This is a genomic window from Streptomyces sp. NPDC048196, assembly GCF_040652715.1.
GTDB classification, from domain to species: domain Bacteria; phylum Actinomycetota; class Actinomycetes; order Streptomycetales; family Streptomycetaceae; genus Streptomyces; species Streptomyces siderophoricus.
Window position 1 is genome coordinate 57,512 of record NZ_JBEZMM010000042.1, and the last position, 10,995, is coordinate 68,506.

The window sequence follows — 10,995 nt, forward strand, 5'->3', positions numbered from 1 at the left end:
TGCTTTCCGGCCGCCGGCCCCTCACCAGCCGTGGAGCCCTCATCGGGATGAATGCGGAGCGTGGCGTTCCGCGAGGGCGGAGGCCGGGGGTGCCGGGTGTGGTCTGGTGGGGGGTGATCGGCGCGGCTCGCAATCGGGCGATGCGCGTGCTACGTACACCTATCGCACTGGTCACATCGTGAACCAGTCGGTCGTAGCCCCTTACGCGTCGGCGCAACGCGCTCTAGTCTGATCTCTGCTCAAAGGTTACTCGCGAGTCACCAGCAATGAAGCGGGCCCCGGAGGACGCCGTGACGGACACCCACACGCTGATCGAAAACCGGCCGCCTTCGGTGGCTCACCTCTTCCTGGAGCGGGTCGCGGCCACTCCCGACATCGAGGCCTATCGCCATCCCGTCCCCCCTGCCTCGGGCCAGGGCCCGGACGACTGGAAGGCGATCAGCTGGGCCGAGGCCGCCGACCGGGTCTACGCCGTGGCCGCCGGCCTGATCGCCCTGGGCGTACGGCCCGAGGAGCGGGTCGCGCTGGCCGCCAACACCCGCGTGGAGTGGATCCTCGCCGACCTCGGTGTGCTGTGCTCCGGCGCCGCCACCACCACGGTCTACCCCAGCACCAACGCCGAGGAGACCGCCTACATCCTGGCCGACTCCGACAGCCGGGTGCTGATCGCCGAGGACGCCGGCCAGCTCGCCAAGGTCCGGGAGCGCCGCGCCGAACTGCCCGACCTGGCGCATGTGGTCGTCATCGACGCGGCCGCCGCCGAGGCGTCCCCCGATGACCCCGAGGGCTGGGTGCTCAGCCTCGCCGACCTGGAGAAGCGCGGTCACGCCTATCTGGAGAAGCACCCGGAGTGCGTCAAGGAGCGGGTCGCCGGGCTGCGCGCCGACCAGCTCGCGACGCTGATCTACACCTCCGGCACCACCGGCCGGCCCAAGGGCGTACGGCTGCCGCACGACTGCTGGGCGTACATGGCCCGCGCGATCCAGGCCACCGGAATGGTCGCCGAGGAGGACGTGCAGTACCTCTGGCTGCCGCTGGCGCACGTCTTCGGCAAGGTGCTGACCGCCGGACAGATCTCGGTCGGGCACGTGATCGCGGTGGACGGCCGGGTCGACAAGATCATCGAGAATCTGCCGGTCGTCCGGCCCACCTACATGGCCGCCGTCCCGCGGATCTTCGAGAAGGTCTACAACGGCGTCGCGGCCAAGGCGCGCGAGGGCGGCGGCGCCAAGTACAAGATCTTCCAGTGGGCTGCCGGGGTGGCCCGCGAGTACGCCAAGACCTCGCAGGACAACTTCCGGCGGACCGGCAACGCCTCCGTGCCGTTCGCGCTCGGCGCCAAGCACAAGATCGCCGACGCCCTCGTCTACGCCAAGCTGCGCGACGCGTTCGGCGGCCGGCTGCGGGCCGCGGTCTCCGGCTCGGCCGCGCTCTCTCCGGAGATCGGCTACTTCTTCTCCGGCGCCGGCATCCACATCCTGGAGGGCTACGGCCTGACGGAGTCCAGCGCGGCCAGCTTCGTCAATCCCGGCGAGGCGTACCGCACCGGCACGGTCGGCAAGCCGCTGCCCGGCACCGAGGTCCGGATCGCCGAGGACGGCGAGATCCTGCTGCGCGGCCCCGGCATCATGCAGGGCTACCACGGCCTGCCGGAGAAGACCGCCGAGGTCCTGGAGGAGGACGGCTGGTTCCACACCGGCGACATCGGCGAGCTCTCCCCGGACGGCTATCTGCGGATCACCGACCGCAAGAAGGACCTGATCAAGACCTCGGGCGGCAAGTACATCGCACCGGCCGAGGTGGAGGGCCAGTTCAAGGCGGTCTGTCCGTTCGTCTCCAACGTCCTGGTGCACGGCGCCAACCGGAACTTCTGCACCGCACTGATCGCCCTCGACGAGCCGACGATCATGGGCTGGGCCGCGGAACACGGCCTGGCCGGCAAGACGTACGCCGAGGTCGTCGCGACCGACCAGGCCCGCGAGCTGATCGACGGCTATGTCGAGCGGGTCAACGAGGGGCTGCAGCGCTGGCAGCAGATCCGCAAGTTCCGGCTGCTGCCGCGCGACCTGGACATCGAGCACGGTGAGGTGACCCCGAGCCTCAAGATCAAGCGGCCGGTGGTGGAGCGGGCGTTCAAGGACCTGCTGGACGACATGTACGCGGGCACCCGGGAGTCGTGACCGCCCGCCGCACCGTCCTCCGGTGAGCGTGCGGGGTGGGCCACCGGGCCTGCCCCGCACGCCGCTGTCGCGCGCCCCGGCACCCCGGCACCCCGGCGGCGACACCCGGCGCCGCGGCCGCCCCGCCGCCGCGTTCGGCCAACTCCTCCGGCGCGTCAGCCGAATTGGCCGCTCAGGCCACCGACTTCCGTGACTCACTGCTTATGGCTGCGCTCTTTCTGTCACTCTGTCGGTGGCGCATCCGGCGCCGCAGCGGAGCTGTTCGGGAGTTGCTCAATGAGGACGACAACTTCGTCTCCACGGGACGACGTCACGGCGACCCGCGCGACGACGGCCGGCCCCGGGCTCCCCGCCGCCCGCACCCGGCGGGCCGGTCTGCCCGGGGACCCGCAGGCCGCGGCCGCCGCGCGGCGGTTCGTCCGGTCCGCCTTCGCCGAGTGGGCGGACCGGCGGCTGCCCGGCACCGAGCGGTTCACCGACCGGCTCACGGACGAGGCGGTCCTGCTGGTCAGCGAGTTGGTGACGAACGCGGTGGTGCACGCCGGCACCACCATCGAGCTGAGCTGCCGGCTGGACCCGGCCGCGGAACCGGAACCGGGCTCCGGGCCGGACCCGGACGACGCCCCCGCGCCCGCCGTCGTCGTCGAGGTCTCCGACCGCCACCCCACCCAGCCGATCCGCGCCCGTGACGAGAACCCCCGGAACGACAGCGGCGGCCACGGCCTCCAGCTGATCAGCGCGGTCGCCGAATCCTGGGGCATCACCTACCGCCGCGACCTGAAGACCGTGTGGTTCCGGCTCCCGCTGCCGGCCCCGGAGGCCGCCGCCCGCCCGCTGCCGGAGCCCGCGTACGACGAGACGCGGTACGCAGGGGCGCGGTACCAAGGGGCGCGCCATGGGGAGGCACGGCATGAGGGGGCGCCGTACGGGACCCCGCACCCGCACGCGTCCGACGATCCCGCAGGCCCGTACGACGTCACCGGCCCGGCCGGGTACGACGAGGCCGCGGCCGCGTACGCCGACGAGGTGCTCCAGCGCGGGCTGCGGGCCGCCGAACTCCTCGCCCCGGCACCCCGCCGCGCCGACCGCCAGGAACTCGACGCCGACCGGGTCGACAACGGTGCGCTGTCCTTCCTCGCCGAGGCCTCCGACCTGCTCTCCGGCCAGCTCGACGCCGATCAGGTCGCAGCCCTCGCCGCCCAGCTGATCGTGCCGCGGCTCGCCGACTGGTGCGCGGTGTGGCTCCACGACGGCGACGGCGGCGCCCCCGGCCGGGGCATCGCGACCGGCGGCGAGGAACAGCGGCTGGCCCGCGTCTGGCACAGCTCCGAGAGCCGCATCGACACCCTGCGCGCCGCTCTGGAGAAACAGGCGCCGGACTTCTGGGGCGACGTCCCGCCGGGCGCCGCCCCCGCCGCCGTCCCCTGGCCCTGGCCGCACGACCCGGACGGCGAGGACCAGGATCACGGCCATCAGGATCACGGCCATCAGCACCCCGGCCGCCCGGGCGGCGCTCCCCTGGGCGGGCCCGGTCTGCCGGAGCTGTCGGGTCAGGCTCCTCCGGACGTGCCGGGTCACGTCCTGCCGGCCTACGCCCTCCCCGGCGGTGACCGCCCCGACGGTGACGAGCCGGGCGGTGCCGCGCTCGCCTGCCCGCTGGTCGCCGGCGGCCGCCGGCTGGGCACGCTGCTGCTCGGCCGCGGCGGCCTGCCGCGCTTTCCCGACGAGGTTGTCGGGCTGATCGAGGACCTGGGCCGCCGGGTCGCCCGGGCGGTGGCCACCGCCCGCGCCTACAGCCGCCAGGAGCGCATCAGCCAGGTCCTGCAGCGCCGGCTGCTGCCCCGGGGCCGGGCGCAGATGCCCGGCGTGGCGTCCGCGGTGGTCTACGAGCCGCGCGAGGGCGCCTGGGCGGGCGGCGACTTCTGGGACCTCTTCGACGCCGGCGCCGGCCGCTGGTGCTTCGCGCTCGGCGACGTCTGCGGCAGCGGCCCGGAGGCGGCCGCGGTGACCGGGCTGGCCCGGCCGGTGCTGCGGCTGCTGGCCCGGGACGGCTTCGGCGTCGCCGAGGTGCTCGACCGGCTCAACAAGACCATGGCCCGGGAGGCCGCGGACTCGGTCGCGGCGGTCGCCGCGGCGGTCGCGGCGGCCGGCGCCGGGGCCGAGGCACCCGTGGAGATCCGCGAGGAGGGCGAACAGGCCCGCTTCCTGTCCCTGCTCTACGGCGAGATCGTCCCGTACCCGGGCGGGGCCGGCGGCGCCCGGTGCACCCTCGCCAGCGCCGGCCACCCGCTGCCGCTGGTGCTGGGCACGGACGGCACGGTCCGCACGGTCGCGGCACCGCAGATGCTGCTGGGGGTCGTCGAGGACGCGGCGTACGTGAGCGAATCGTTCGACCTGCGCCCGGGGGAGACGCTGCTGTGCGTCACCGACGGGGTCACCGAGCGGCGCTCGGGCCGCCGGCTGTTCGACGACGAGGACGGCCTGGCCACCGCGCTCGCCGCCGGTGCCGGGCTGGGCGCCACCGCCCTCGCCGAGCACATCCGCACCACCGTGCACGCCTTCGCCCCGAACCCGCCCGACGACGACCTGGCCCTGCTCGTCCTCCAGGCGGCGGGCGGCCCGGCGTAGGCACCACCGGGCCGCACGGGCCCCCGCCGCCCGCGCGAACCGCGTTGTCGGTGCGATGACGGACAATGGTTCCCATGCCTTCCGCACTGCCTGATGGTGAGCCGATGCCCGACGACGGGGCGCTGCCCGGTCATGCGCCGGCGGCGGCCGGCCGGCCCCTCGGCTTCTATCTGCACGTGCCGTACTGCGCCACCCGCTGCGGCTACTGCGACTTCAACACCTACACCGCGAGCGAGCTGCGCGGCTCCGGCGGGGCACTGGCCTCCCGCGACAACTACGCCGACACCGTCGTGGAGGAGATCCGGCTGGCCCGCAAGGTGCTGGGCGACGACCCCCGCCCGGTCGAGACGATCTTCGTCGGCGGCGGCACCCCGACCCTCCTCCCGGCCGCCGACCTCGGCCGGATGCTCGCCGCCGTCCGGGAGGAATTCGGCCTGGCACCCGGCGCCGAGATCACCACCGAGGCCAACCCCGACTCCGTCGACCCGCGCTACCTCTCCGAGCTGCGCGCGGCCGGCTACAACCGGGTCTCCTTCGGCATGCAGAGCGCCCGGCAGCACGTCCTGAAGATCCTCGACCGTACGCACACCCCCGGCCGCCCCGAGGCCTGCGTCGGCGAGGCCCGCGCCGCCGGTTTCGAGCACGTCAACCTCGACCTGATCTACGGCACCCCCGGCGAGTCCGACGACGACTGGCGGGCCTCGCTCGACGCCGCGCTCGGCGCCGGCCCCGACCACATCTCCGCCTACGCCCTGATCGTCGAGGAGGGCACCCAGCTGGCCCGCCGGATCCGCCGCGGCGAGGTCCCGATGACCGACGACGACGTGCACGCCGACCGCTACCTCATCGCCGAGGAGCGGCTCACCGCGGCCGGCTTCTCCTGGTACGAGGTCTCCAACTGGGCCACCACCGAAGCCGCCCGCTGCCGCCACAACGAGCTGTACTGGACCGGCGCCGACTGGTGGGGCGCCGGCCCCGGGGCGCACAGCCACGTCGGCGGCGTCCGCTGGTGGAACGTGAAGCACCCCGGCGCGTACGCCCAGGCCCTCGGCGAGGGCCGCTCCCCGGGCGCGGGCCGCGAGATCCTCGCCGCCGAGGACCGCCGGGTGGAACGCATCCTGCTGGAACTCCGCCTCGCGGACGGCTGCCCCCTGGACCTCCTCGCCCCGGCGGGCGCCCGGGCGGCCGAGCGGGCACTGGCCGACGGCCTGCTGGAGTCCGTTCCGTACGAGGAGGGCCGGGCCGTTCTGACACTCCGGGGGCGGCTGCTGGCCGACGCGGTGGTGCGGGATCTGGTGGACTGATCACTCGACGGGGTGAAGCCGTGCGTAGTGTCGGTGAGCGCCCCTACGCTGTCCTTAAGCTGCCGTCACCATGGACGCGGCGGGATGTGGAGGGCCACGGAGATGACCGCTGTGGATGATCACCGGATGACCCAGATCTTCCAGAACCTGGAGGTTCCCGAGGGCGTCAAGGTCGAGCTTCTCAGGGGGAACATCGTGATGATGGCGACGCCCGATCTCGTGCACAACGAGATCGTCGAATCGGTTCAGGACCAGATTCCGAGGCCAGCGTGGATGCGTCTCCAGACGCAGGACATCACGATTCCGGGCGAGGCCAGCGAACCCGTGCCGGATCTGGTGGTGCTGCCACGCGATGCTCGTCCGGAATCCGGGCCGCCTCCGTCCGGAGTGATCGCGACAGTCATCGAGGTGGTTTCCAAGACCAGTGTCGATCACGACTACGGAATCAAGCGCTCCATCTACGCCGCGGGCAAGGTCCCGGCCTACCTGATCATCGATCCCATCGTGGCCCACTGCGTCCTGCTCACTCAGCCCGTCGGCGTGGGGGATGAGGCGGACTACCGGACCCAGCAGATCACGAAGTTCGGTGAGCCCCTTCCGCTGCCCCTGCTCGGCCTGGAGCTGGACACCAGCGAGTTCGGGACCTTCAAGGGCGTCAGGCCGCACCACCGACCGTAACGAAATCGATCAACTCCTCCACCCGCCCCAGGAGTTGCGGCTCCAGGTCCTTGTACGACCGCACGCACGACAGGATCCGCTGCCACGCCGCGCCGGTGTTCTCCGGCCAGCCCAGCGCCCGGCACACGCCCGTCTTCCAGTCCTGGCCACGAGGGACGGACGGCCACCCCGCGATCCCCACGGACGCCGGCTTCACCGCCTCCCACACGTCGATGTACGGATGGCCGACCACGAGCACATGCTCGCCCGTCACCTCCGCCGCGATCCGGGACTCCTTCGAACCCGGTACGAGGTGGTCCACCAGCACCCCCAGCCGGGCGTCCGGCCCGGGCGCGAAGCCGCGGACGATCGCCGGGAGGTCGTCGACGCCCTCCAGGTACTCCACGACGACGCCCTCGATGCGCAGATCGTCGCCCCAGACCCGCTCGACGAGTTCGGCGTCGTGCCGCCCCTCCACGTAAATGCGCCCGGCGCGCGCGACCCGGGCGCGGGCGCCGGGGACGGCGAGTGAACCCGATGCCGTACGGGCCGGGCCGCTCGGGGCCGGCCGGTTCTGCGGGCGGACGAGCGTGACGACCTTGCCCTCCAGGAGGAAGCCGCGCGGGACCATCGGGAAGACCCGGTGCTTGCCGAAGCGGTCCTCCAGGGTGACCGTCGGGCCCTCGGCGGTCTTCTCACAGCGGATCACCGCACCGCAGAAGCCCGTGCCGACCTCCTCGACGACGAGATCGGGCTCGGCCGGGACCTCCGGCGCGGGCCGCTGCTTCTTCCAGGGCGGGGTGAGATCGGGGCTGTAGCGCTTGCTCTGCATGGGCTCTTTCTACCGGTCGGCGCCCCGGCCCGTGCCGTGCCCGGCCGGTCAGGACGACGGCGGAACGCCGTAGCGGGCGGCCAGGGCGTCCCGCTGGGCGCGGACGAAGGCGGCGTCCACCACGGCGCCGTGGCCGGGCACGTACCGCGCGTCGTCGCCGCCGAGCGCCAACAGCCGGTCCAGCGCGGCGGGCCACTGCCGGGGCAGCGCGTCGGGGCCGGCGTTCGGCTCGCCGGACTCCTCGACCAGGTCGCCGCAGAAGACGATCTCCGCCTCGCCGTGCCGGCCCGGCACCAGGACGGCCAGGTCGTGGGCGGTGTGGCCGGGCCCGACGTTGGCGAGCAGCACCTGCCGGTCGCCGAGCTCGACGGTCAGCTGGCCGTGGACGTGGTGGTGCGGCACGACCAGCAGGTCGGCGGCCTCCGCGGCCGCGTCCCGGTCGACACCGTGCCGGACGGCGTCGTGCCGCAGCGCGTCCTTGTCACGGCGGAACAACTCGGCGAGACCGGCCGCGCCGAACACCGCCACGCCCGCGAAGGCGGCGGTGCCCAGCACATGATCGAAATGCGGGTGGGTGAGCGCGACATGCGTCACTTCCCGGCCCAGCACTCCGCGGATCGACCGGCGCAGGTCCGCGCCGTCGCGCAGGGTCGCGCCGGTGTCGACGATCATGACGCCGGCCGACCCGGCGATCACCCCCACGGTCTCGTCCCAGCCCGGCATACGGCGCCTGGCGACACCGTCACCGAGCCGTTCCCACCCGGCCTCTTCCCAAGCTGTGCGCATACCGAGACGCTAGCTCCATCGCGATAGCGTTGCCCGGCAGACCGCCCGAAGACGGTCATCGGGTGCGTGCTCCGCGCGGCCGCCCTTGCCGTGGTCGTGCTACCCGGCCGTACACTGGCTCAGGGTCTGGCACTCGGCCCGGGTGAGTGCCAGGAGAGACACGAGACGGCGACGGCCGGCTGGAGGTGCGCGGGATGCTCAGTGAACGCAGGCTCGAAGTGCTGCGCGCCATCGTCCAGGACTACGTCGGGACGGAGGAGCCGGTCGGCTCCAAGGCACTCACGGAGCGCCATCAGCTCGGGGTCTCCCCGGCGACCGTCCGCAACGACATGGCGGCCCTGGAGGAAGAGGGCTTCATCGCCCAGCCGCACACCAGCGCCGGGCGGATCCCGACGGACAAGGGCTACCGCCTCTTCGTCGACAAGCTGGCCGGTGTGAAGCCGCTGTCCAGCCCGGAGCGGCGGGCGATCCAGAACTTCCTCGACGGCGCGGTCGACCTCGACGACGTGGTGGGGCGCACGGTCCGGCTGCTGGCGCAGCTGACCCGGCAGGTCGCGGTCGTGCAGTACCCGTCCCTGACGCGGTCCACGGTCCGGCACGTCGAGCTGCTGGCGCTGGCCCCGGCCCGGCTGATGCTCGTCCTGATCACCGACACCGGACGGGTCGAGCAGCGGCTCATCGACTGCCAGACGCCGTTCGCCGAGACCTCGCTGGCGGACCTGCGGGCGCGGCTGAACAGCCGGGTCGTGGGACGTCGTTTCACGGATGTGCCCCAGTTGGTGCAGGATCTCCCGGAGTCCTTCGAGCAGGACGACCGCGGCACGGTCTCGACAGTGCTGTCGGTGTTGCTGGAAACTCTGGTGGAAGAGACCGAAGAGCGGCTGATGATCGGCGGCACCGCCAATCTCACGCGCTTCGGGCACGACTTCCCCCTGACCATCCGTCCCGTGCTGGAGGCGCTGGAGGAGCACGTGGTGCTGCTCAAGCTCCTCGGCGAAGCCAAGGACTCGGGCATGACCGTACGTATCGGGCATGAGAATGCCCATGAAGGCCTGACGTCCACATCGGTCGTCACGGTCGGCTACGGTTCGGGCGACGAGGCAGTCGCCAAACTCGGCGTGGTCGGACCGACCCGCATGGACTACCCCGGAACGATGGGAGCGGTACGCGCAGTGGCACGTTACGTCGGACAAATCCTCGCGGAGTCGTAAGTGGCCACGGATTACTACTCGGTCCTCGGCATCAGCCGTGACGCCTCGCAGGACCAGATCAAGAAGGCCTTCCGTCGGCTGGCGCGCGAGCTGCACCCGGACGTGAACCCGGACCCGAAGACCCAGGAGCGGTTCAAGGAGATCAACGCCGCTTACGAGGTCCTGTCGGATCCGCAGAAGAAGCAGGTCTACGACCTGGGCGGCGACCCGCTCTCGCAGGCCGGCGGCGGTGGCGCGGGCGGCTTCGGGGCCGGCTTCGGCAACTTCTCCGACATCATGGACGCGTTCTTCGGCACGGCTTCGCAGCGCGGTCCGCGCTCGCGCACCCGCCGTGGCCAGGACGCCATGATCCGGCTCGACATCGAGCTGAACGAAGCGGCCTTCGGCACGACCAAGGACATCCAGGTCGACACCGCCGTGGTCTGCACGACCTGCAGCGGCGAGGGCGCCGCCCCCGGCACCTCGGCGCAGACCTGTGACATGTGCCGCGGCCGCGGTGAGGTCTCGCAGGTCACCCGGTCCTTCCTGGGCCAGGTCATGACGTCCCGCCCGTGCCCGCAGTGCCAGGGCTTCGGCACGGTCGTGCCGACGCCGTGTCCGGAGTGCGCCGGCGACGGCCGGATCCGCTCCCGCCGTACGCTGACCGTCAAGATCCCGGCCGGTGTCGACAACGGCACCCGGATCCAGCTCGCCGGCGAGGGCGAGGTCGGCCCCGGCGGCGGCCCGGCCGGCGACCTCTACGTCGAGATCCACGAGCTGCCGCACCCGGTGTTCCAGCGGCGCGGCGACGATCTGCACTGCACGGTCACCATCCCGATGACAGCGGCGGCGCTGGGCACGAAGTGCCCGCTGGAGACGCTGGACGGGGTGGAGGAGATCGACGTCCGGCCCGGTACGCAGTCCGGCCAGTCGATCCCGCTGCACCAGCGCGGTGTGACGCATCTGCGCGGCGGCGGCCGGGGCGACCTGATCGTCCACGTCGAGGTCCAGACGCCGACCAAGCTCGACCCGGAGCAGGAGGAGCTGCTGCGGCGGCTCGCCAAGCTGCGCGGCGAGGAACGCCCCACGGGCCAGTTCCAGCCGGGCCAGCAGGGCCTGTTCTCGCGCCTGAAGGACGCGTTCAACGGGCGGTAGGCGCTCGGCGGCAGCCCGCGCGTGAGCGGGCGGCACGCCGTACGCGAGCAGGCGCGCGCCAGACTGTGAGGTGCCGGGCGGGATACGGAATGCCCGCCCGGCACCTCGGCGTTGTGGCCCCGCAGGGGGCCCTCGCGTCCCCTACGGGATCTGTTCGACTGTCCCTTAAGAGGGCATCTGATCTCGGTAGTTGGTGTTTTGGGATGTTCTTGTGACTGCTGGTGAGGGTGGTCGTTGCATGTCGTGTGAGTGCTCGCCGTTCG

8 protein-coding genes are annotated in these 10,995 nt (G+C 72.5%); 6 read left to right on the top strand and 2 right to left on the bottom strand.

Annotation, left to right across the window (positions count from 1 at the left end):
* Positions 1-290: 290 nt before the first annotated feature.
* From AB0E02_RS30210 to AB0E02_RS30225, 4 genes are all read left to right on the top strand, one after another.
* Complete coding sequence (locus AB0E02_RS30210) at positions 291-2,180, top strand: AMP-dependent synthetase/ligase (protein ID WP_362144938.1); 1,890 nt, start codon at positions 291-293, stop codon at positions 2,178-2,180.
* A gap of 276 nt (positions 2,181-2,456) precedes the next feature.
* Complete coding sequence (locus AB0E02_RS30215; protein ID WP_362144941.1) at positions 2,457-4,808, top strand: ATP-binding SpoIIE family protein phosphatase; 2,352 nt, start codon at positions 2,457-2,459, stop codon at positions 4,806-4,808.
* 74 nt (positions 4,809-4,882) lie between these two features.
* Complete coding sequence (gene hemW / locus AB0E02_RS30220; RefSeq protein ID WP_362144945.1) at positions 4,883-6,112, top strand: radical SAM family heme chaperone HemW; 1,230 nt, start codon at positions 4,883-4,885, stop codon at positions 6,110-6,112.
* An 84-nt stretch (positions 6,113-6,196) separates the two neighbouring features.
* Entirely contained in the window at positions 6,197-6,790 is a 594-nt protein-coding gene (locus tag AB0E02_RS30225) for a Uma2 family endonuclease (RefSeq protein ID WP_362144947.1), read from the top strand.
* On the opposite strand, the gene AB0E02_RS30230 is transcribed toward AB0E02_RS30225, so the two are convergent.
* Both AB0E02_RS30230 and AB0E02_RS30235 read right to left on the bottom strand, forming a co-directional pair.
* The gene (locus AB0E02_RS30230) at positions 6,768-7,601 is read right to left on the bottom strand and encodes a DUF3097 domain-containing protein (RefSeq protein WP_362144950.1); all 834 of its coding nucleotides are present in this window, start codon (positions 7,599-7,601) and stop codon (positions 6,768-6,770) included. The genes AB0E02_RS30225 and AB0E02_RS30230 overlap by 23 nt on opposite strands.
* A gap of 48 nt (positions 7,602-7,649) precedes the next feature.
* Positions 7,650-8,387: an MBL fold metallo-hydrolase gene (locus AB0E02_RS30235; protein ID WP_362144952.1), complete on the bottom strand. Its 738-nt coding sequence runs from the start codon at positions 8,385-8,387 to the stop codon at positions 7,650-7,652.
* A 194-nt stretch (positions 8,388-8,581) separates the two neighbouring features.
* Here AB0E02_RS30235 and hrcA point away from each other — a divergent pair, with 194 nt between their 5' ends.
* Both hrcA and dnaJ read left to right on the top strand, forming a co-directional pair.
* Positions 8,582-9,598, top strand: a complete 1,017-nt coding sequence (gene hrcA, locus AB0E02_RS30240) for a heat-inducible transcriptional repressor HrcA (RefSeq protein ID WP_362144954.1) — start codon at positions 8,582-8,584, stop codon at positions 9,596-9,598.
* The gene (gene dnaJ / locus AB0E02_RS30245; protein WP_362144956.1) at positions 9,599-10,732 is read left to right on the top strand and encodes a molecular chaperone DnaJ; all 1,134 of its coding nucleotides are present in this window, start codon (positions 9,599-9,601) and stop codon (positions 10,730-10,732) included.
* Positions 10,733-10,995: the final 263 nt, after the last annotated feature.

What these genes read in the sequence shown, in the direction of transcription:
- AB0E02_RS30215 (WP_362144941.1), top strand. Translation starts at nt 2,457, where the DNA reads ATGAGGACGACAACTTCGTCTCCACGGGACGACGTCACGGCGACCCGC.
- hrcA (WP_362144954.1), top strand. Translation starts at nt 8,582, where the DNA reads ATGCTCAGTGAACGCAGGCTCGAAGTGCTGCGCGCCATCGTCCAGGAC.
- AB0E02_RS30235 (WP_362144952.1), bottom strand. Translation starts at nt 8,387, where the DNA reads ATGCGCACAGCTTGGGAAGAGGCCGGGTGGGAACGGCTCGGTGACGGT.
- hemW (WP_362144945.1), top strand. Translation starts at nt 4,883, where the DNA reads ATGCCTTCCGCACTGCCTGATGGTGAGCCGATGCCCGACGACGGGGCG.
- AB0E02_RS30225 (WP_362144947.1), top strand. Translation starts at nt 6,197, where the DNA reads ATGTGGAGGGCCACGGAGATGACCGCTGTGGATGATCACCGGATGACC.
- AB0E02_RS30230 (WP_362144950.1), bottom strand. Translation starts at nt 7,601, where the DNA reads ATGCAGAGCAAGCGCTACAGCCCCGATCTCACCCCGCCCTGGAAGAAG.